Below are 20,062 nucleotides of genomic sequence, written 5' to 3'. Positions count from 1 at the left end.
CAATGATCGTCGCAATGCAGGATGCAGCAGCCGAAGAACATATTCAGTCAGTCATCGAACGCATGGTGGAGCTCGGTTTCGCCGTCCACCGCACCACCGGGGCGGCGCAGACCATTCTCGCCGGTGTAGGCACTCCCCAGGCCTTCGATGTGGCTGAGTTCACTGTATTGCCGGGCGTTCAGGACGCCTACCGTATCTCTTCGCCGTACAAGCTTGCCGGTCGCAACTTCCGCCCTGAGGGAACGAAGATCAAGTTCGCCAACGGCGTAGTTGTCGGCGGAGAAGAGGTGGTCCTGATGGCGGGCCCTTGCTCCGTGGAATCGAAGGAGCAGATCAACCTGTCGGCGAAGCAGGTGGCGGAGTCCGGCTGCAAGTTCCTGCGTGGCGGCGCCTTCAAGCCACGCAGCTCCCCGTACAGCTTCCAGGGTATGGGCATCGAAGGGTTGAAGATCATGCGCGAGGCTGCGGACAAGAATGGCCTCCTGGTGATCACCGAGGTGATGGAGATCTCTCAAATCGAGCCGATGCTGCCGTACATCGACGTCTTCCAGATCGGCGCACGCAATATGCAGAACTTCAACCTGCTGCGCGAGCTTGGCCATGTACGTAAGGCATGCCTGCTGAAGCGCGGTATCGCCGCCACCATCGAAGAGGTGTTGCTCTCTGCCGAGTACATCCTTTCGGGCGGCAACTACGACCTGATGCTGTGCGAGCGCGGTATCCGCACCTTCGAGACCTACACTCGCAACACCATGGACGTCTCGGCGATTCCGGTGCTGAAGAAGCTGACCCACCTGCCTGTCTTCGGTGATCCGTCGCATGGTGTCGGCAAGCGCGACCTGGTGCCGGCCCTGGCGCTGGCGTCGGTGGCTGCCGGAGCCGACGGTCTGCTGATGGAGATGCACCCGAATCCGGACAAGGCGATGAGTGACGGTGCGCAGTCTCTGTTCCCGGAGCAGCTTAACAAGTTGAACGCCCAGCTCAAGCAGCTTGCACCCATCGTTGGCCGCACACTGTAGGTATGCCAATTCAATTGCCAGCGGATAGCAATTGAATGACATCCCCAGCGGGAAATCGGGTACAAAGGTAACTAAGGGCCGCATTTGCGGCCCTTTAGGGCGTTTTCCCTGTCGCTGGGTATTCCGGAAGGGGCGTACAGCGGCGTTTTCATTGCGGAAAACGCCCATAGATGCGGAAGCCCTTCACTACACCGGCAGGGAAAGCGCTCCAGTCTTCGCTTTGATGACGGTCGATGTACTCTGCCCCGGCGTAATCTCGTCCAAACGGGTGTATGCCAGCCACCGCCAGCACCGCGATACTCTCATTTGCCGCACGGCAGGAGGCCCGCACGCACGAGCTTGAGGACATTGACGGTCTCGTTCGGCTCTATCGCGCTAAGGTCTACCGCTACGTTGCCTATTCCATCAACGACGCCGACCTCGCTGAGTCCATCACGCAGGACTGTTTCGTCAAGGCCTATGCCAACCGGGCCAGCTTCCGTGGGGACTGCTCCGTTTCGACATGGCTGATGTCGATTGCCACCAACCTGGTGCGCGACCATGTCCGCACCCAGAAGTTCAAGTTCTGGCGCAACTTCCGTGCGACCGCCGCCGATGTCACCGACATGTCGCACCAGATCAGCTCGCGCGCCAGCTCGCCGGAGAGCGCCCTGATCGCCCGGGAGCGCGTCCAGGGGGTGCATGCTGCCCTGGCGACACTCTCTGAGCGGCAACGCTCGGTCTTCGTCATGCGGTTCCTGGAAGAGATGGACCTGGCGGAGATTGCCGAGGCAACCGGTATGCCGGTCAATACCGTCAAGACACACCTGCACCGGGCTGTAACCGCCATTCGCGCGCAGCTTGGTCCAAACGCGTCTACACTGGGAGGTACGCGATGAACCGGCACCTCACAGACGAACAGTTCACCGATCTTCTGCTGGGACTGGATGACGGCACTGCCACAGCCCATCTGAATTCGTGCGAACACTGCCGCCAGGAGATGGCGCGGGTCGAAGAGACGATGGGCATGCTGCGCGATGCATCCATGGACTGGAGCCGCCAGCGTGTGGCCGAAATGCCGACGCCTCAGCCCGGCTTCTTCGAACGTCTGGGACTTTCCTTCCGCCCGGCCGCGGGTATGGCTATGGCCGCGGTGCTTGCGGTCGCGGTTGCTGTGCCATTCCTGATCCGCGATAACGATGCACCGCAGCAAGCCGCCGTGCAGCATATGTCACCGGTGCCTACGGCGGAACAGATTGCCGCAGACAATGAACTGATGTCCGCTATCAACCAGGAGATTGCGCAGCCCGCTGCCCAGCACGAGGCGGCCTTTGCCAACGAGTCCGGCAAAGCCAGGACAACGAAGCGCTAATCTCTTTATTATTCTTTTTTCTTTGCCAAATGACGTATCGATTCCAACTCGCCTTGGCCCTGCTTGCCATCCTGCTTGGTGGCTCGGCCGCTCTTGCGCAAGGCCCCGGAGGTCCCGGCGGCGGTGGCATGGGCGGCGGACGGCCTCCGATGGGCAATGGCGGCGGTTTTGGCGGTGGCTTTCCTGACAGGCGTAATTCTCCCCCGCCTTACAGCGGCAGCACGCCCGGAACGGTAAGTACGATGCACGGGGGGCTGCAGGTAGGTCCTCCAGGGCGCTGGTGGGATGATAAGAAGTTCTCCGAGTCCATCGGGATCCAGAAGGAACAGCGTGCTCGCATGGATGCGATCGTTGATGCCAACCGCGGCACCTTGGCCACCCTCTACCGCTCACTGCGGAAGGAAGAGGAAGCCCTGGGACCTCTGGTCTCGGCAGAGCAGCCCGATGAGAACCGCATCCTGTCGCAGATTGACCGCGTCGCGCAGGCTCGGGCCGAGCTGGAAAAGGCAAACGCCCGTATGTTGTTAGGCATTCGCCGCGAACTTACGCTGGATCAGTGGCATAAGCTGGAGTCCCACCGCGGCCAGCAACCACCTACCGAATAACCTCATTTCAGGTTCACCGCAGGCCCGCCATGGAAGGCGGGCCTTGCTGTTTGTCTCTAGAAATATGAGCCTGGCTGCGACTTTTGGAGCTATGTTTTCGTCTCACTTGCGCTGCATCGTTTGGCGGGCTTGCGGGTAAGGAAACATGCGTTTGAGGCGTTGACAACGGTGTTTTCGATGTGGTCTAACGACATCGGCTTAAGACGTCTCAAATTTGTGTCACTGAACCCGTCTCGACGCCACAATTTCACGCTTCATCCGTATTGTTATCGCTGCAGCAAATGTCCAGCACGCTCTGGATTCTGGAGGGGAGGTCTTCCACATGCGTAGGAAATTTCTTTGGTCGGCATGCATCGCCGTCACGGCGTGCGCCAGTCTATGGGCCGCGGACTGGCCAAGCGTCGGCGGTAATCCGCAGCGCGACGGCTGGGCCCGCAACGACAAGTACCTGAGCAAGGACAACATCACCAAGGGCCAGGTGAAGCTCCTGTACAAGTTCAAGTTCCCGAATACAGCTGTCGGCCTGGATGCGCTTTCGACGCCCATCGATCTGACAAACCTTATCGGCTGGGCCGGTTTCAAGGAGCTGCTTTTTGTCGGCGGCAGCAGCAATGCTCTCTACTCCATCGACTCGGATCTCGGTGAGAAGTACTTCGAGACGAAGTTCGATGTGAAGCCCAGCGGGACACCGAGCGCGTTGTGCTCGGGTGGTCAGACTGCCTCGGTCGTGATGCCGGGCAACAGCATGGGCCGCCGCGGCTTTGGTGGTGGAGGTTTCCAGCGCCCTCAGCCGTACGTATGGGCAGTCTCAAGTGACGGCATGCTTCGGGCTGCGCGTCAGCAGGACGGCGATGCGAAGTATATTGCTCCGGTGCAGTTTGTTCCTGCCGGATCGAAGGTCAGCGGCCTGAATACCAACAACAACGTGATCTATGCCTCAACCGTCGATGGCTGCGCCGGACCGAACGGCCTTTATGCCGCGACGCTGACGCCGCCGGTGCTTCCGGATATGCCGGACAAGCCCCTGGTGAAGCCGGCCGAGTATGCAGTGACCTCATTCATGACCAACGGCAGCGGATTCTCAGGCCCGGGCGGTGTCACGATCGGCTCCAAGGGAATGCTCTACGGCATGATCGCCGAGGGCAAGGGCGATGTTGCGGGTGAGTACAACGACACGGTCGTGGCGCTCGATCCCAAGACGCTTGAGGTGAAGGACTACTTCACTCCCTCCTCGAAGGCGCCTGCGTTGAAGAAGGGCATCGCTGCTCCCGGCGTGACGCCAGCGCTCTTCCAGTGGAAGGGTAAGGACGTTCTGGTGGCCGGCGGACGCGACGGCAAGCTGTATCTGCTGGATGGCGACTCGCTCGGCGGATCGGATCACAAGACGCCGCTGGCAGTTTCGGACGTTGTCGTTGCTCCGGATACCGACTTCGGTGGAAACGGCATCTATGGCACCTTTGCGACGTGGGAAGATGAGGCCAACGGCAATGCTCGCTGGCTCTACGCCTCCATTCGGGGAGCGGCTGCAGCGAAGACCGGAGCGAACGGCCCGGCTCCGACCGGTTCGATCGTCGCCTTCAAGATCGAAGAGAAAGACGGTAAGCCCACGTTTGTTCAGCAGTGGGTCTCCCGTGACCTGATTTCACCTGCCGGTCCGGTGATCTCGAACGGTCTGCTACTGGCGCTTTCGACGGGTGAGAGCCCGCGTCTGGCGAAGAAAGATGGATCGGCGTATTCGGTAGCTGAAGTAGAAAAGGCTTCCAAGCCCGCGACGCTGTACATGCTCGATGTAGCGACCGGCAAGCAGCTCTGGTCCAGCGGAACGCAGATTACCAGCTTCTCGCATGTCGAGCTTGGCTATGCCAACGGCCGTGCCTATGTTTCGACCCATGACAACACCGTGTACGCCTTTGGCGTACCGACCGAGCGGTAATGCGCTCTTTGAGGAGATAAGAGTATGAAGAAGCTCATCACACTCGCTGCCGTCGCCTTGAGTTGCGGCGCCGCTCTTGCGCAGAACTGGACGATGGACGGTGGTGACAACGCCCGCTCCGGTTGGGCCAAGGACGAAACCGTCCTGACCAAGGACAATGTCAAAGACCTTACGCTGCTGTGGTCGATCCAGACCGATGTGAAGCCGCACGCGCTGCACGCCCTGATGACACCGCTCGCAATTCACGGGCTGAAGACTGCCTCCGGCGACAAGAACATGCTCTACGTTCTGGGCGTCTCGGATGTGATCTACGCCTTCGACGCCGATACCGGTGCGGAGGTGTGGCGCAAGACCTTCGAGCCTGCTCCGCCGCAACAGCAGGGACCTCCGGGGATGCAGCGTAGCGGACCATCGGATCCGCGGCACATGAACTTCCTCGGGCCCGGCGGCACCACGGGCGTTCCGGCGATCTCTGACGCCGACTCTTCCGGCAAGCGCACGCTGTACATGGTTGACGGCAAAGGGAATGTTGTTGGTCTGGATGCAGCGACCGGCGAGGTGGTCTTTGGCCCGATAGCAACCGGCGTCATCAACAAGTTCGGTGTGCAGCTCTACAAGGACCAGATGATCTTCGCCGACTATCACGGGCGCGGCGGCATCATCTCCGTCGATTTGAAGACCAAGGCTGTACACAAAACTGTCGGTTTCGCGGGCGGCGGCGGTCTGTGGGGACGCCGTGGACCAGTGATTACCGATGACGGCACGGTGTGGACAACGACCGGTGACGGTATCTACGACGTGACCACGGACCCGAAGAATCCGCTGATCGGTAACTCAGTGGTTGGCTTCGAGTTGCAGGCTGACGGCAACTGGCACCCGAAGGACTGGTTCACGCCGCCCAACTGGGACTGGCTGCGCAAGCGCGACCTCGATCCGAACAACACGCCGACGGTCTTCCACTACAAGGGCCGGGAGCTGATGGCGGCTTCGGGCAAGGAGTGCAAGGTCTATCTGCTCGACCCGAAGAACCTGGGTGGAACGCCGGATCACCACACCCCGCTCTATCGCACGGAGCTGTTCTGCAACTTCGCCGCCGACTTCCAGAACGCGGGAAGCTGGGGCGCGGTCTCTTCGTGGGAAGACAAGGCCGGTACGCGCTGGATTGTGGTGCCGTTCTGGGGGCCTGCGGCTCCGGAACAGACCAAGTTCCCGATCACGCAGACTCCTGCCGCGAAAGAGGGCGGTGTCGCTGCCTTCAAGCTGGCGGACAAGGCGGGCAAGCTCTCGCTCGAACCCGCGTGGATCTCTCGTGACATGTTCCGCGGCGACCCCCCGGTCATCGCCAACGGCCTGATCATTACCCATGGCAGCGGTGATAACACCCAGCAGGCCTGGCCTGACATCGGTCTGAACTTCGACTCGACGATTCGTGCGGCGAAGTCCAACCATGCGACGGTCTATGTGCTGGACGGAGAGACGGGCAAGGAACTGTGGTCGAGCGGCGACACGATCACCGGCTTCAATCACTTCACGGATGTCACCATCTCGAACGGAAAGCTCTATGCCGGAACCTACGATGGCAAGCTCTACTGTTTCGGGCTGAAGAAGTAGGTGCGGTTCAGGCAAAGGGCCACCCGGGAGGGGTGGCCCTTTATTCTTTGCATTCAACAGCTTCGTGCGATCGTTCCCGAAGCTCTTTCGACAGGGCTGCAGCGGAGAGCGGAGCTGAAAAGAGCCATCCCTGTGCTCGCTCGATGCCGTAGGCCTGCAGGAATCGCGCCTGCTCTTCCCGTTCGACTCCTTCCGCGACGATATGCAGATCGAGCGATCGAGCGATGTCGATGATGGGCAGCATCACACCTCTGGCGGCGCCTTCGGTTCCGATGGTGTCCACAAAAGTTTTGTCGATCTTCAGGATGTCGAAGCGGAACGAATGGATGCGCGACAGGCTGGAATATCCGATACCGAAATCGTCAATGGCTACCTGGATGCCGAGAGAGCGGATCTGTTCCAGTACACGGCTGATCTTCTGATCTTCGACAAAGGCGCGTTCGGTAGCTTCGACCTCCAGATTGCCGGGGCAAACACCTTCCAGAGCCAGGAGTGAACGCAGCATCTCGACTGTAGACTGCGTCCGCAGGTCATCTGGAGACAGGTTGATAGCGACCCTGAAGGCAGGATCAATCTTCAGGATGCGTGGCAGATCTTCGGCGATGAGAGAGATGACCTGTTCGGTGATCAGGTGAATGAGATGGCGTTCCTCGGCCAGGGGAATGAAGTGATCGGGGCGCACGGTCGTATTGTCGGTTCTCCATCGGACAAGCGCCTCCGCTCCGGTCCAGCGTCTGGATTTGAGGTCGACGACCGGTTGATACTCCACATAGAACTCCCGCCGGCGCACCGCTGCCTTCAGACGGTTGTCGAAGGAAGAGCGGAGCCGCGCCAGGTACATGGTTGCCCAGATCAGACTTACGCCGCATAGCACGCCAATCGGTACAAACAGCAGGGCAAAATGGCGCACCCTGCGATCGATTCGTTCTTGAGGCGAGGCTACGAGGACGGCGAGGTCATACCGGGAAGAGCGGGCGGCCATGACCATGTAACCATCCTTGTTATAAGTGCGCTCTTCACCCTTGGGCAGCGAACGCACCCAGTGGGGATCGATCCGGTTGCCTCGGGAGGCGAGGACCTGCTGGCCATTGGCCGAGGGAACGAGCAGAGCGAGACTGATGTCGTTATCGTTCAGAGAGACATCCAGAGGCAGGTCCGGATCGGTGATGACCGCGACGCCATCTTTCGCAAAAACATTCAACGGATGCTGCTTATTCCGTGTCAGCAGGACGTGGAAGTACTCTCCGACGCCGTTCTCTGTGACCAGATCTGGCTTTCCCAGGTAGATGGGCTCATTGTTGTCGAGAGAGCTGCAGATGATGATGTTGTTGGCAATACGGCCGATGGCCTGGGTGTAGTCCGACTCCAGGTCGATGTCGCGCATCAGGTCCCGTTCCTGTTCGGAACAAGGTGGAAGATGGCTGGAGTTGATCCGTTCAACGGCATGGGAGACCTGATCGGCGGTTTCTTCCGCGCGGCGCAGGATGTCGTGGACATATTCGAAACCGTCATTCCGCTCGTTGAGTTCGCTTTGTATCCAGGACAACTGCAGTGATGCCCAGATCGGCAGCAGCAGCGCTACCGAGCAAAGCACGATCGCCAAAGCAATCTTTCTGGTGTTCGACGCCGGCTTCATCCGTAAGACCTCTCATCGAAAACGGAACGGCAGACCAACATCAACTATCTATAGGCAAATCAACATCAGGATCTGAAGGAAGGACGAGCGTGCGCGGCGCAGGGACGCACATCGATCCACTGCAACTGGCTTAGAGCGTTTTCCCTGTTGCTGGGTGTCCCGTGAGGGCATAGATGCGGAAAACCTACACGGCACCTACAGGGAAAATGTTCTAGCGCACAAACCTTCCGAGAATCTGTCCTGGCAGGCGAGAGCCAGTTGCCTTCAGGACAAGGAGAACGATACCAAGCCACAGGGCACTGGCTCCAGCAATTGCAGAAAGATTTTGAATGTGGCCCTGCAATGCCGGCAGCGCATGCAAGCCGGTGGCGATGGTTCCCCAGCCGATGACAGAGGCCAAGAGGGCTCGTCCGAGCTCACCGAACTCCAGGCCGGAGACGGGAGTGAGCTTGTTGTGTTGAAGCAGCACAACCAGCGCAATGGTATGCAGCAGGATGCCGGCATTCGAAGCCCACGCCAGGCCTTCAACGCCCAGGCGATGAAAGAGCAACCAGTACACGGGCATGGAGACCGCCGTGACGATCGTGCCGGAGAGCATAGGCGTGAACGTATTGCCGGCAGCATAAAATGCCCGCACGTACAGGCTCTGCGTGGTCCACAAAAAAAGAGAGAGACAGAAGATGGTGAAGAACCACGCTGTCATCCTCGCACTGGCCTCATCCATGCGTCCGCCGCGCAGGGTGACGTCTACCAGCGGGCCGGCCAGGGCGATCATCCAACCGGCAGCCAGTAAAGAGACAGCCATCAGGCGAGTCACGGCGCGATTGACGGCCTTGGCAAATTCTTCCAGCTTGCCCTGGCTGTAGAGCGACGCAAAGAAGGGAAGAGAAGCTGCTCCGGCGGCCGGCCCAAGGATGTTCATCGGCGAGTTGAAGAGCTGTTTCGCAAAGGCCAGACGAGTAATGTCGCCGACTCCCTGAGAGGCGAAGTAAGTGCGGATCCACTGGTCCCAGGTTGTAAGAGACTGGCCGATCATGAGAGGCGCCGCAAGCTTGAGCCACTGCAGCAGCGCGGGATGGCGGAAGTCGAATACAGGCTGCCAGCGCATGCCTTCCCGCCTGGCTCCAAAGACGTTGAGCAGAAACATGCCGCAAAAGACGCCCGCGACAGCGCCGACCGCCAGAGAGTGCACGCCGATGCGGCTGTGCAGCACGAGAGCTCCACAGATAATGCCCAGGTTGTAGATGCTGGGTGTGAGTGCCTGGAAGAGAAAGACCTTCCGCACCATCAGCTTCGAACCAAAGACGCCGCCCGCAAAAAAGAAGAGCTGTGCCGGCAAAAGGATGCGGGTCAGGTTGACGCACAACGCAGCCGTGGGAGCGTCGAAGTGCGGAAACTTGACCGAGACGTACCAGGGCGCAAAGAACTCGGCGGCAACGATGCCTGCGCCCAGTGCCAGGATCATGGTATTCAGAATCACGGAGAGGGCGCGGTCGCCTTCGGCCTCTTCACCGCGTTCCCGGTAACCGCTGAGCAGGCTGACAAAGGTAGAAGAGGCGACACCCCCGATCAGGAAGTAGTACACCATGTCCGGGAGCTCGAAGGCGCCGATATAGGCATCCGTGGCATTGGTGGCGCCGAAGAGATGGGCGATGAGCTTCTGCCGAATCAGAGCAAAAACGCCGCTGCTCATCACGCTGCCGGCCATAAGCAGCAGGGACGCGGAGAAAGCTGAGTGTGTGGCGCCCGGTTTCAGCCAGTGGAGCCAGCGGAGCAGCTTAGGGCGTGTCATCAAACTCCTGCCGTCGGCGTTGCGAGCGCCCATGAACCCTATGGCAAAGCGAATCCGCCTTTATCCACAAGAGGAGAACAGGGAAGTGGAAACGGTGGAAAAGGGGGGCGCTACCAGATAGCGTCGTCTTCTTCGGGGCGGTTCGGCGCCTTGACGGCAGGCCCCTTCTTGGAGCTCTGTCCCTGGGAGACCTTCACCGTGGTGTAAGGGGCGTACGACGGCGTCTGCGCCTTCTGTGCCGCAGGATCGTCCGCCGATCCATTGGTCCAGCTCTTCCAGGTCTCCTTCGGTCCGGGAGCACGGGAGTGACGGACGCTGGCGGGGACGGAGAGGCCGGCGACGGGAATGCTGGCGAACTGTCGCTGGCTGCAGGTCAGGCAGCGCACGGGATAACGCAGGAGAAAGACGTGCAGCAGATCGCTGGTGCGCAGCTTGGAACGGCGAAACGACGTTCCGGGGCAGAAGAGGCAGCGAACGCCGTGTTCATCTTCGCGGACACGCCGAACGCTGGTCGCGGCCGCGGCCTGACGGCGAATTTCGCGGCGCTCGTCTTGCGATAGCTTGTGGGATTCCTGCATTGTCTCTCAGAATAAACGGTCTGTTGTGTTGTGTTTCTCGGAATCCTCAGGATTCTTCGAGGCTTTACGTCCGGAAGCGCGGCGTTTGGTCGTCGTTGGAGGGCCTACCGGGGGCTGAGAGAGCATCTCCACCAGGGAGCGAACCTCGCGCCGGATGCTGTCCATCTTGCTTCGGTCTGTGGTCTCTTCCACGCGGAAGAGCGTCGCCGGAGCGTCTTTCTGACGCTGCTCGGTCTTGAAGGCCTGCCGGGCGCCGGCGATGGTATAGCCCTCATCGTAGAGGAGCTGCTTGATGCGCAGCGCCATTTCCACATCGCGGCGGCGGTAGAGGCGTTGGCCGGTACCGCCCTTATTGGGCTTCAGGTTGGGGAACTCGCTCTCCCAGAAGCGCAGGACATAGGCCGGCACGCCACACAGGCGCGCAACTTCGCCGATGCGGAAGTACAGCTTGTCCGGAATCTTGTCCGGCTTTCCCGGCATCGTCTTCTTTCGCGCTTCACCCAGGGCCATGGCTACGTCTTCCCCGTATCGGACTGATTATAGGCCCGGAAAAGTTGCAAGTTAAAAGTTGAAAACTTTATGTAGAGGGAGTTGATGCCAGGTTGGTTGCCCGGTTGGCAGCCGGGAGCCGGATACACTAGGGCATGTCAACAAATTCTTTACAACTGTAAACAATTTCTTGCCATGCCTTAACCGCCGGAGAGTGATGCATGCCTCGCGAAATCGAATGGTCTGACGCCGAAGAGATCGGTATCCAGCTTCAGGAGAAGTTTCCCGACCTGGACCCCCTCACCGTCCGCTTTACGGACCTGCACAAGTTTGTCACGGAGCTGCCCGATTTCGTGGGCGATCCGATGAAGTCGACCGAAGGTCTGCTGGAGGCGATCCAGATGGCCTGGTATGAGGAGTACAAGGACGCCCAGTAAGTGAACTCCCTTCTCATTGTCGGTACCGGGTTGATCGGCGCCTCCACGGGATTGGCGCTGAAGGCTGCGGGATTTTCCGGCCGTATCACCGGCTTCGATCTCAGTGCGGCGGAGCTGCTCATCGCCCACGAGTCAGGCGCGATCGACGAGGTTGTCTCCACTCGCGAGGCCGCGACTGAGGCTGCACGGAGGAGCGATGTGGTGCTGTTGGCCGTGCCGGTGTTCGCCATCCTGGACTGGATGACGATTCTGGCTCCGGTGCTGAAGCCGGGCCAGCTGGTGACCGATACCGGAAGCACGAAGGTACAGATCGCCGATGTTGCCCGGAGGCTGTTTCCAGGGGTTGCGGGGCCGCGCTTTCTGCCCGGACATCCCATGGCCGGCAAAGAGTCCGGCGGAGCCGCGATTGCGGAGGCAGGGCTCTATCAGGGAGCCGTGTGGATCTTTACGCCGGTCGATGCGGAGTCGACGGCGGAGGAGACCGCGTGGCGCGAGTGGATGTCTGCGATTGGGACGAAGGTGATGGACCTGGAGCCGGCAAGGCACGATCAGTTGCTGGCATGGGTCTCACATCTGCCACAGATGGTCTCGACTGCGTTGTCGGCACTGCTGGAGGATACCTTCGGTGATGACCCGGACCTACGAGCCATCGGAGGACGCGCGTTGCGCGAGATGACGCGGCTGGGAAGCTCGCCGTACAGCATGTGGCGCGATGTGGCCATGACCAATACGGCGCCGCTGGCGAACTCGCTGCTGGCGCTGGAGCAGCGGCTGCAGCACTTGAGGGAGCATCTGCGCACGCCGGAGCTGAGGGAAGAGTTCCAGCGGGCGAATAAATTTCGTGAGCCGCGGTGAGCGTCACTGCCAGGTCTTATAGCGTTTAGTCCATGGAGAGTTGGGATATCGGGTATTGAGTAGGTGGAATACCTGATATTCGAGATTCTCCTCCTCCGGAGGCAAAGGTTTTCCTTCTACGACTTCCGGACGTCCTGTGCATCCATTTCGCAACATGCGGAAGGTGAAACCGAGCAAGTCTTCCGTACGCGGATCAGAAGGGTGAGACTTCGCCCAAACGATAGCCTCCTCGGCTAAACGATCACTTCCTGACTCTGGCGTATCCATGGTGTGAAGCTGCGTGCTTGCTTCTTTAACGTCATAGGCGGTGAGAAATGGTGGAAATGGAATCAGCATTTTCTCCTGTCGATCGTATGTAATTCCGACAAAGCTGCGGTCTTTCGTACTACTGAATTGTGTCCAGTTAATGCCCTTGGTGCTTCTCGTCTCGCACCACCAGTTATCGCGATAGTAGCTATAACCTGCGAAACCATCGTCCCTTCCGCCACCAATGTTCACGTAAGGCCGCGTGGAGGGGTAGCGCATCATCGCCATCAGACCCGCCAAGGTACGGTCATCTTCAGTCTTCGCATGGTTGTAGGCGTCCAGCAACGGTTTCCATCGGGGTTCGCCGGCAACGAGGACGGGTGTCAGTTTTGCAGCAACGGAAGGCTGATGCAGCAGAATGGCGCGGGTCCATGTCGCCTGAGCCAGCTCGAAGCGCAACTGACGTGGCAGGCTTCCCTGTAGTACTGCCTCTGCCAGCGTGGTAAGTGGCAACCCCTGGTTGAGAACCAGTGCACTTTGCAGGTCAAATCTCGGTGTGTTCTTGCCGTTGACTCGCTCTCCAGCCATGAGAAATTTCGCGGCGACATCAGGGGATGGGGACCATTCCTCATCGTCGTAGAGATAGAGCGCAGGCACAGTGAAGGAAGTTTGCACGAACTCATGCAGTGTGGAGGCGTTGGTACGTTGTATCTGCCGCAGATGATTGATAGCTGACTGTGACGTGCGGTTTTTGAAGCGGAGGATGATTCGGTCTGCCTCGCCATAGGCTTCTTTGGGATTCTGAGCAAGCCGCAGACGATGCAGTACGAGCGTGAGATAGGCCGGTGAGCTTTCGAGTACAGCCTGTGCTGCGGCGAACAAGTCCTTGTCGGCGGAGGTGTCGGCGAGGCTCATCGCGGCGACCAGCCACGGAATGCTGTGGCCCGTGCGCCAGCGTTCCAGGGCATGCTGGTATGCGTCGGCGCGATGCACGGTCTCTTGCATGGTGAAGATCCAGTCCACCATGTCACTGCGGCGAGCGTCTGCTTCTACTTCCGGCTCTAGATCGAGCTGCATGATGTAGTTCAGATCGATCCAGTCCTGCCCGACGCGGCTGTCGATTTGGGATAGGCGATCTCCCAGCATGGCGCCTGCCTTGCCTGGGTCGAGGTGGATCACGACAAAGGTAAGCAGGGCCTCAGCATCGCCTGCGTAAGGTCCGCCTCCGTGGGCAATCGGCTCTAGTAGATCTTTTGCCTGTGCATAGTGCGCGGGCGGAAGAGCCTCATCATGTGGACCCGCCAAAGCCTGCCGGATGAGCGTTCGTGCTACCAGGTAAGGCGCAATCGCCTTCCATGGTGAATCTGCGTCGGCGCCGATTGCGCGAAAGCCGTCGCGGGCGGCGTCCAGCTCCATCCGGTAAAAATGTGCTGCCGCGATCTGGTAGGCGCGATCCTGCTTCAGCCATGAGGGAGCGGATTCGGGCAGGACGGAAGGCATGGCTCCCGTCTTGTCACAGTTGGAGAAAACCGCGTCCTGTCCTTTCACCCATTCGGCGAGCTCAAGATGCGCTGTGGGATAACTCTGCTGCCGTGCGCGCAGAGTCCTGGTCGCGTTGTGAAAGGCATCGTCATAACAGTTTCGATAGACCTGCCATCCCCGCTCATCCGCGATGCGAGAGTAGTTCATGTCCTCGAACTTGGTAGTAATCCCCGCGGCGGTACGAGCCTTTGCCCACTCGAGCTTAGGCTCCTGCGATGGCGCGTCTTCATATTTGCGGGTGTTCGCAACGATCAATGCCTTCTGCTCTTCTGCCGTCAACGGTGTTCCGGAGAGCTGTCGATACGCGGGGACAAGGTATCGCGTCCAGTAGGTGTTTTCGACGATGCCCGTTTGCCCGGCGACGTATTTCTGGAAGTTCTCCGGCATGTGCGGCATGACAAAGACGGCTTCCGGAAAGAAGGGGCCGCAGGGCATGCCTGGGACGGCAGTGATGGTGAGGAGGGCGAGGCCGGCAACGAGGCTGCGGCGGGGACGCATAGTTACTCTGCTTTCGGTAGGAGGTTCTGGTTAATCTGGCCGAGCTCAGCCTCGGTCCAGGGTTTGGGAGAGAAGAGATAAACCTGCCGAGGGCGCGTTGCAGGATACTCCTGCGACTCATCGGTAGAGAGGCCCACGGAGGCAACACACAACGGTTCGCGCGTCGCGAAGTAGCCGATATGCACGCCCAGGCGGAAGTGCATAGGGATCGCCTGATCGACAGGAAGCGTATGCAGCCAGCCGTCGCTCTCGGCGCACCAGCTTACGAGTGCGGTCATTGTCAGGGACATACTCGCGGGCGTAGCTGCGCGCACGCGCTGCAGGACGTCGGTATAGAAGGCACGCTGCGCCGGCGTGGCGTCGAAGTCGATCTGCAGGCCGTTGATATCCGCAAGTGTGGCGGTCTGGACGATGGCTGCTGCGGTTTGCGCGCGCATGGCTTCGGTATCACGGAAGCCCGGACGTATCTCGATCCGTGTGACTGCGACGGCATAGATGCTTTCAGGAACGCGGATGGGCTGATGGCGGGGAATACTATGCACGCCATCGTTGAGAAAGACTCGTTGGGCGAGGAAGGCGACGCCGGCGATATCCGGAGAAAGGGTACGCAGGTCTTCCGGCCTCTCCCATGCCCAGAGCATGATGACCGGGGCACGAGCGGGTGTAACCGGTGCACGATGTGCCGGAAGGCTGTCGCCTTTCAGAGCGAGTGCGAGAAGAGCGGGGAAGAGCAGCGCAGCGCGTCGCATGAGAAGCACCGATCGAAGGGTGCCGGTGGATGGACTATAGCTCAGATTTCTGTGCACACACATGAATGTGTGCAGATTTAGTCATCGCCTTCCTCTGGACCGTGTTCGAATCGCTGCCAAGCCGCCGTCGGAGTATCGCGAAACGCATACCAGCCCAGTGGTAAGTCAGCCAGCTCCTTCAATGATGGGTCACGGTCGATGGGATGGTGGAAGCAGGAGACCACCGGGCCACCGCCGTCCATCATGCTATCGCCGAGAAATTGCCATGCTCCATCGGAAGCATCATGGGAGACATAGGTGACGACTTCTTCTCCCGCCTGGACGGTCTTCGAGAGAAAGACCATTGTGTGCGGAGGGTCAGGAAACTTCCAGTCAAAGAGGCTGCTCTTCGGATCGGATGCTGCCCAGAAGGCTTCTTCCACAGTTGTCATGGGTGCATTCGGCTGGAGAAGCGGTTGTGTGTAGCGGGTGTCGAAACCTTCTTCTCCGGGAAACCGGTTCTGCTTGTCCGGGAAGATAGCCTGCAATACGGGAAACTTATCGCCGTTGTTGTACCAGGTGGCCCAACCCATGACCTGTCGCAGCCACTTACGGTCGACTGGACGGAAGATCACGTCAACGCCTTCCAGCAGGCCCTCGTGCTTCCCCCGTGTCAGATCGGTGCCCGCCTTCATTCTTTCCGCGGCGTCATTCAGAAGCCACTGCGATGTCTTCCGATTCAGTCCAATGAGAATCAACTCCGGCTTACCGGCGGTATCATGCAAACCGACCGTGAAAGCCCATCCCCGGCTTGCGTGATCCGGGTCGATGATGACGACCTCCCATCCAAACTCCTCGATGTGATCCATGGTTCGCTTTTCGTGCTCATCGAGTTGCTGGGAACGGAAGAAGCTCAGGCGTTCGGTGCTGTAGGGTGGTTGCGGCATAAGAAGACTCTACGCGCTGGTTGGATAGAAAATTTTCAAACCGTACCTAACCGCACCCCCATCCCCCTGTCTAAGGAGGCGAAATGGAGAAGGCAGAAAAAGAGGCGATCCGGCGGGTAGTTGCCGGCGACCGGGACGCGTACCGCGTTCTGATGGACCGCCACTACGCTGCCGTCTTCCGGATCTCATTCCGCATTACCGGCAACGAAGCCGATGCGGAAGAGGCGGCGCAGGAGAGTTTTCTGCGCGCCTACAACAAACTTCCGGAGTTCCGGCAGGATGCTGCCTTTGGAACCTGGGTGACGAGGATAGCGATGAATACGGCCATGAACCTGGTAGAGCGCAGAAATCGGGACCTTTCGGTCTATGCGCCGCGTGTCTCCGACGAGGTAGCTGAGGGCACCGTGCAGGTTGCCAGCCACCGCGCCGGTCCGGAGCGCGTTCTGCTGGACATGGAGACGGCTACGCTGCGGCATGCCGCCATGGCATCTCTTACCCCGATGGAGCGCACTGCTTTCACGCTGCGCCATATGGAAGAGGTTGGTATGGCGGAGATCGCCGAGGCGCTCGGTGTCCCCGTCAACTCAGCCAAGCAGGCTGTCTTTCGCGCCGTCGCCAAGCTTCGGCGTGCCTTGGAACCCGTCGCAGGAGGTATGCGATGAAGCACTACAGCGAAGAAGATCTGATTGCGTACCAGATGGGCGAAAGCTCTGAGGCCCGTTCGATCGGCGAGCATCTCGAGCAGTGCGAGGAGTGCGCCACGCTGGCCGAATCTGTTGCACAGACGCTACGTGTCTTCTCGGCCGAGCCGGTGCCGATGCGCACGCCGGTCGATATGGACCTGAGCTGGCAGCGGTTGCGCGGTAACCTGGCTGTGCTGGAGGCTGCGCCGAAGAAGAAGCGGTGGTTCTCCCTCTGGGTGTGGCCTGCCGCCGGTGCTCTTACCGCCGCAGTGGTGGTGATGATCGTGCTCGGTCTGCGCATTCGCCATGCGGAGCAGCCAGCCGGAGGACAGGAGACTACGACTCAGCGTGCCTCGGTCACCGATGTGTTGAAGAGTCTTGTCGGCCGGCATCAACAGGCGCACCCCATCAACGGCCATGGTCCGTTGACGGACGTTCCGTCTGACGATCCGCAGATCTCCGCGCATCTTGACTCCGCCGAGCGTCTGCTGACCACGGTGAATCATGAAGAGGGCCCGCTGGACGAGGCGACACGCGCCCAGGCACACGATCTGCTGCTGAAGAACGCTGTCTATACGCAGACAGCGCGGGACCGCGGCGATCTCGCCGAGGCAGTGGTGCTTGACAACCTCGGACGTGTCCTCATCGGTCTGGATCACGCGCCGGAGACGCCAAAGAGCACCTGGCAGTTGCGGCTGGAGATGAATACCGACGGACTTTTGCTGGACCTGCGTGTGCTGCGCCAGAACGATGAGCACAGCTCTTCGAGGTAGACGGCAGGCAGTAGTAGAAAACGAGTTTTGGTCACAAAGGAGATGTACTTATGAAGCACTGGATTTTACTTGCAGGTCTGGCATCCGCTGGTTGCGCGCACGTTGCGCTTGCTGCTGGTCCCCTACAGCCCGCGATCCTTATCACCGAGCCCGGCGCCCCTGCCGGGGAAGACGACTACACTGCCGGAACCAAGGCGATGAATGAACAGCGCTGGCAAGACTCGATCGCGTCTTTCGACAAGGTCATTGCCGCTAAGGGATCGAAGGCCGACGCGGCGTTTTACTGGAAGGCCTATGCCCTCAACAAGCTGGGCCGGCGCGATGATTCGGCAGCGACTTGCAGTGCACTGCGGGGCGAGTATCCGAAGTCCACGTGGAACAAGGATTGTGCTGCCTTGGGTATCAGCAGCGGACATGTGCGTGTGGTGGTCAAGAACGGCAAGACGAGCACGTCCATGTCCAGCTCCTCATCTTCATCCTCATCGTCCAGCAGTGATGACGAGAACACCATTGCGATCGTTCCCCCGGTTCCCCCAATGCCGCCGGTTCCGGCAGGGGAGGGAGCGTATGTCTATAAGCGCGATCGCAGAAGTACGGGAGATCCCGATGCCGATCTGAAGATCCTCGCGCTGAACTCGCTGATGAATCAGGATGCGAATCGAGCGATCCCGGTGATTCGCGACCTCCTTCGGGGAAATCAACCAGAGTCGGTGAAGCGGCAGGCGCTGTTCGTTCTGGGCCAGAATAAATCGCCGGAGTGCCAGACCCTGTTGCGAGAGATCGCGCTTGGAAAGCAGGATCCCGAGTTGCAGCGGCAGGCGATGCAGACGCTCGCCATCACCCAGGGCAAGAAGGCAAACGATACGCTGGCAGATGTGTATCGCCAATCCAGCGATCCGAAGACAAAGCGGGCTGCCGTCTCCGCAATGTTCATCTCCGGAGATGCACAGAAGCTGGTGGAACTTGCCCGGGGCGAGAAGGATCTTGACCTGAAGCGGCAGATCGTCTCACAGCTTGCTCTGATGAACGACAAGGTCGCACAGGACTACATGCTCGAGCTATTGCGCTAATCACTAACCTGCCTGTGTCGTCTGTCCGGAAATGGACGATACAGGCGGTTATCCCATCCATCATCCAGTGAATTGGATCGATTTTCCGGATTTTTCCCGTACCCTAAGAACTTTTTACGAAAACTCTCGTATCAGGAGACAAAGGCCATGAGAATCGCCTTCCGCATCCTCGTCGTTTCACTTGGGCTGGTTGCACCGCTCGCGGCACAGCAACCGGTCGTCACAGGCGTGCAGGTCGACGCGCATGCCGCTCATGGTCTGCCCGCGGAGCTGAGCGCTGCGGCGAAAGATGGCATCGCGTGGGTGGGTTATTCCATCCCCGTACTCGGACACTTTTCGGATAACGATGGAGAGACCCTCTATCTGGAAGGTTCCCGGGACGGAGGCAACTGGGATAGTGACCGGCAGCAGTTTGACCATGTGAATGTTCTGTTGCGCATGGAGAAGGGCGCGGTCACGAAGCTCCGGATGGCGACTCCCAACCGCAAGCTGGATACGGGCGGTGTGAAGTTTGTGTGGCTTGAAGGCGTCTCTCAGGATGAGAGCATTCGCGAGTTCGTATCGCTGGCCAACAACGCTTCACAGGAACGCAAGGTACGCGATGCCTCGGTGATGATCATTGCTCAGCATGAGTCGCCGGCTGCGACCAGCACTCTAATCTCTATGGCAACCACTGGCGATTCGTTTGTACGCGAAAAGGCCGCCTTCTGGTTGGGTGCGCATCGCGGACAGGATGGCACCAAAGCGCTGCTGCAACTTACGCGTACCGAGCAGGACGAGCATCTGCGTGGCAAGCTCGCCTTTGATCTAACACTCGGTAAAGAAAATCCCGCGGCCATCGATGAATTGATCTGGATGGCAAAGAACGACGCTTCGCCTCACGTCCGCAAAGAGGCCCAGTTCTGGATGGCCCAGAAAGCCGGCAAACGAGCCGCCGGGGAGCTTCGTCAAATTGTTCAGAATGATCCCGACCGAAGCATTCGACGGTCCGCGGTCTTCGCGATCTCGCGGCTGCCGGAAGGAGAGGCAGCTGCTCAACTGATCCAGGTAGCAGAGAGCAACAAGGATCCTGATGTACGCAAACAGGCGATCTTCTGGCTCGGCCAGTCGAAGGATCCAAAGGCGCTGGACTACCTGACCAAGCTCCTCAGGAGTAACTGAGGACCCTCGAAACACTCGCAGCCTGCAGCGGTTTCGCATCCCGCTGCAGGCTCTTTTTCGTCTTCTTCGCTTAGAGCATCTTCCCTGTAGGTGTAGAGTAGGGCTTCC

Annotated in this window: 19 protein-coding genes; 12 read left to right on the top strand and 7 right to left on the bottom strand. The window is 59.6% G+C overall.

The window, feature by feature from the left end; all coding sequences use genetic code 11:
- Positions 1-2 precede the first annotated feature (2 nt).
- The 6 genes from aroF (at position 3) to FTW19_RS01700 (ending at position 6,519) form a co-directional block, all read left to right on the top strand.
- Positions 3-1,019, top strand: a complete 1,017-nt coding sequence (gene aroF / locus FTW19_RS01725) for a 3-deoxy-7-phosphoheptulonate synthase (protein ID WP_147645986.1) — start codon at positions 3-5, stop codon at positions 1,017-1,019.
- 272 nt (positions 1,020-1,291) lie between these two features.
- Positions 1,292-1,897, top strand: a complete 606-nt coding sequence (locus tag FTW19_RS01720) for an RNA polymerase sigma factor (RefSeq protein WP_147645984.1) — start codon at positions 1,292-1,294, stop codon at positions 1,895-1,897.
- A complete protein-coding gene (locus FTW19_RS01715; RefSeq protein ID WP_147645982.1) occupies positions 1,894-2,370 on the top strand; it encodes a hypothetical protein in 477 nt (158 codons plus the stop codon). Before FTW19_RS01720 ends, FTW19_RS01715 begins: the two co-directional genes overlap by 4 nt.
- Positions 2,371-2,399: 29 nt before the next feature.
- On the top strand, positions 2,400-2,975 hold the full coding sequence (locus FTW19_RS01710; RefSeq protein WP_147645981.1) for a Spy/CpxP family protein refolding chaperone: 576 nt from the start codon (positions 2,400-2,402) through the stop codon (positions 2,973-2,975).
- A gap of 322 nt (positions 2,976-3,297) precedes the next feature.
- Positions 3,298-4,908 (top strand): PQQ-binding-like beta-propeller repeat protein, encoded by a 1,611-nt coding sequence (locus FTW19_RS01705; RefSeq protein ID WP_147645980.1) that lies wholly within the window; start codon positions 3,298-3,300, stop codon positions 4,906-4,908.
- Positions 4,909-4,932: 24 nt separating this feature from the next.
- Positions 4,933-6,519 carry a PQQ-binding-like beta-propeller repeat protein gene (locus FTW19_RS01700; RefSeq protein ID WP_147645979.1) on the top strand — a complete coding sequence of 529 codons (1,587 nt, stop codon included), beginning with the start codon at positions 4,933-4,935 and terminating at the stop codon, positions 6,517-6,519.
- Between the two features lie 40 nt (positions 6,520-6,559).
- On the opposite strand, the gene FTW19_RS01695 is transcribed toward FTW19_RS01700, so the two are convergent.
- The 4 genes from FTW19_RS01695 to FTW19_RS01680 all read right to left on the bottom strand — a co-directional run bounded on the left by FTW19_RS01695 (position 6,560) and on the right by FTW19_RS01680 (position 11,035).
- Positions 6,560-8,155 (bottom strand): EAL domain-containing protein, encoded by a 1,596-nt coding sequence (locus FTW19_RS01695; protein WP_147645978.1) that lies wholly within the window; start codon positions 8,153-8,155, stop codon positions 6,560-6,562.
- A gap of 211 nt (positions 8,156-8,366) precedes the next feature.
- Positions 8,367-9,947 carry a murein biosynthesis integral membrane protein MurJ gene (gene murJ, locus FTW19_RS01690; RefSeq protein ID WP_187143203.1) on the bottom strand — a complete coding sequence of 527 codons (1,581 nt, stop codon included), beginning with the start codon at positions 9,945-9,947 and terminating at the stop codon, positions 8,367-8,369.
- Between the two features lie 110 nt (positions 9,948-10,057).
- Complete coding sequence (locus tag FTW19_RS01685; protein WP_147645974.1) at positions 10,058-10,525, bottom strand: hypothetical protein; 468 nt, start codon at positions 10,523-10,525, stop codon at positions 10,058-10,060.
- A gap of 6 nt (positions 10,526-10,531) precedes the next feature.
- Positions 10,532-11,035, bottom strand: coding sequence for a MerR family transcriptional regulator (locus FTW19_RS01680; protein ID WP_222705520.1), 504 nt, complete (start codon positions 11,033-11,035; stop codon positions 10,532-10,534).
- A gap of 200 nt (positions 11,036-11,235) precedes the next feature.
- On the opposite strand from FTW19_RS01680, the gene iscX reads away from it, so the two are divergent.
- Positions 11,236-11,451: a Fe-S cluster assembly protein IscX gene (gene iscX / locus FTW19_RS01675; protein WP_147645973.1), complete on the top strand. Its 216-nt coding sequence runs from the start codon at positions 11,236-11,238 to the stop codon at positions 11,449-11,451.
- Positions 11,452-12,306 carry a prephenate dehydrogenase gene (locus FTW19_RS01670; RefSeq protein WP_147645971.1) on the top strand — a complete coding sequence of 285 codons (855 nt, stop codon included), beginning with the start codon at positions 11,452-11,454 and terminating at the stop codon, positions 12,304-12,306.
- 3 nt (positions 12,307-12,309) lie between these two features.
- Here FTW19_RS01670 and FTW19_RS01665 read toward each other — a convergent pair whose 3' ends face one another.
- The 3 genes from FTW19_RS01665 to FTW19_RS01655 all read right to left on the bottom strand — a co-directional run bounded on the left by FTW19_RS01665 (position 12,310) and on the right by FTW19_RS01655 (position 16,267).
- Entirely contained in the window at positions 12,310-14,592 is a 2,283-nt protein-coding gene (locus FTW19_RS01665) for a hypothetical protein (RefSeq protein WP_147645969.1), read from the bottom strand.
- Positions 14,593-14,594: 2 nt separating this feature from the next.
- Positions 14,595-15,341 carry a DUF3142 domain-containing protein gene (locus tag FTW19_RS01660; protein ID WP_187143202.1) on the bottom strand — a complete coding sequence of 249 codons (747 nt, stop codon included), beginning with the start codon at positions 15,339-15,341 and terminating at the stop codon, positions 14,595-14,597.
- Positions 15,342-15,418: 77 nt separating this feature from the next.
- Complete coding sequence (locus FTW19_RS01655; RefSeq protein ID WP_147645967.1) at positions 15,419-16,267, bottom strand: DUF4262 domain-containing protein; 849 nt, start codon at positions 16,265-16,267, stop codon at positions 15,419-15,421.
- An 83-nt stretch (positions 16,268-16,350) separates the two neighbouring features.
- On the opposite strand from FTW19_RS01655, the gene FTW19_RS01650 reads away from it, so the two are divergent.
- The 4 genes from FTW19_RS01650 to FTW19_RS01635 all read left to right on the top strand — a co-directional run bounded on the left by FTW19_RS01650 (position 16,351) and on the right by FTW19_RS01635 (position 19,954).
- Entirely contained in the window at positions 16,351-16,929 is a 579-nt protein-coding gene (locus FTW19_RS01650) for an RNA polymerase sigma factor (RefSeq protein ID WP_147645966.1), read from the top strand.
- Entirely contained in the window at positions 16,926-17,723 is a 798-nt protein-coding gene (locus FTW19_RS01645; protein ID WP_147645964.1) for a hypothetical protein, read from the top strand. The genes FTW19_RS01650 and FTW19_RS01645 overlap by 4 nt, the downstream gene beginning before the upstream one ends.
- A 50-nt stretch (positions 17,724-17,773) precedes the next feature.
- Positions 17,774-18,793, top strand: a complete 1,020-nt coding sequence (locus FTW19_RS01640) for a HEAT repeat domain-containing protein (protein ID WP_147645962.1) — start codon at positions 17,774-17,776, stop codon at positions 18,791-18,793.
- 147 nt (positions 18,794-18,940) lie between these two features.
- Positions 18,941-19,954 (top strand): HEAT repeat domain-containing protein, encoded by a 1,014-nt coding sequence (locus FTW19_RS01635; protein WP_147645961.1) that lies wholly within the window; start codon positions 18,941-18,943, stop codon positions 19,952-19,954.
- Positions 19,955-20,062: the final 108 nt, after the last annotated feature.

Source organism: Terriglobus albidus, assembly GCF_008000815.1.
GTDB classification, from domain to species: Bacteria; Acidobacteriota; Terriglobia; order Terriglobales; family Acidobacteriaceae; genus Terriglobus; species Terriglobus albidus_A.
Note: the sequence above shows the minus strand (reverse complement) of the source record. Positions and strands in the feature narration are given on the sequence as shown.

What these genes read in the sequence shown, in the direction of transcription:
- aroF (WP_147645986.1), top strand. Translation starts at nt 3, where the DNA reads ATGATCGTCGCAATGCAGGATGCAGCAGCCGAAGAACATATTCAGTCA.
- FTW19_RS01720 (WP_147645984.1), top strand. Translation starts at nt 1,292, where the DNA reads ATGCCAGCCACCGCCAGCACCGCGATACTCTCATTTGCCGCACGGCAG.
- FTW19_RS01715 (WP_147645982.1), top strand. Translation starts at nt 1,894, where the DNA reads ATGAACCGGCACCTCACAGACGAACAGTTCACCGATCTTCTGCTGGGA.
- FTW19_RS01710 (WP_147645981.1), top strand. Translation starts at nt 2,400, where the DNA reads ATGACGTATCGATTCCAACTCGCCTTGGCCCTGCTTGCCATCCTGCTT.
- FTW19_RS01705 (WP_147645980.1), top strand. Translation starts at nt 3,298, where the DNA reads ATGCGTAGGAAATTTCTTTGGTCGGCATGCATCGCCGTCACGGCGTGC.
- FTW19_RS01700 (WP_147645979.1), top strand. Translation starts at nt 4,933, where the DNA reads ATGAAGAAGCTCATCACACTCGCTGCCGTCGCCTTGAGTTGCGGCGCC.
- FTW19_RS01695 (WP_147645978.1), bottom strand. Translation starts at nt 8,155, where the DNA reads ATGAAGCCGGCGTCGAACACCAGAAAGATTGCTTTGGCGATCGTGCTT.
- murJ (WP_187143203.1), bottom strand. Translation starts at nt 9,947, where the DNA reads ATGACACGCCCTAAGCTGCTCCGCTGGCTCCACTGGCTGAAACCGGGC.
- FTW19_RS01685 (WP_147645974.1), bottom strand. Translation starts at nt 10,525, where the DNA reads ATGCAGGAATCCCACAAGCTATCGCAAGACGAGCGCCGCGAAATTCGC.
- FTW19_RS01680 (WP_222705520.1), bottom strand. Translation starts at nt 11,035, where the DNA reads ATGGCCCTGGGTGAAGCGCGAAAGAAGACGATGCCGGGAAAGCCGGAC.
- iscX (WP_147645973.1), top strand. Translation starts at nt 11,236, where the DNA reads ATGCCTCGCGAAATCGAATGGTCTGACGCCGAAGAGATCGGTATCCAG.
- FTW19_RS01665 (WP_147645969.1), bottom strand. Translation starts at nt 14,592, where the DNA reads ATGCGTCCCCGCCGCAGCCTCGTTGCCGGCCTCGCCCTCCTCACCATC.
- FTW19_RS01660 (WP_187143202.1), bottom strand. Translation starts at nt 15,341, where the DNA reads ATGCGACGCGCTGCGCTGCTCTTCCCCGCTCTTCTCGCACTCGCTCTG.
- FTW19_RS01655 (WP_147645967.1), bottom strand. Translation starts at nt 16,267, where the DNA reads ATGCCGCAACCACCCTACAGCACCGAACGCCTGAGCTTCTTCCGTTCC.
- FTW19_RS01650 (WP_147645966.1), top strand. Translation starts at nt 16,351, where the DNA reads ATGGAGAAGGCAGAAAAAGAGGCGATCCGGCGGGTAGTTGCCGGCGAC.
- FTW19_RS01645 (WP_147645964.1), top strand. Translation starts at nt 16,926, where the DNA reads ATGAAGCACTACAGCGAAGAAGATCTGATTGCGTACCAGATGGGCGAA.
- FTW19_RS01640 (WP_147645962.1), top strand. Translation starts at nt 17,774, where the DNA reads ATGAAGCACTGGATTTTACTTGCAGGTCTGGCATCCGCTGGTTGCGCG.
- FTW19_RS01635 (WP_147645961.1), top strand. Translation starts at nt 18,941, where the DNA reads ATGAGAATCGCCTTCCGCATCCTCGTCGTTTCACTTGGGCTGGTTGCA.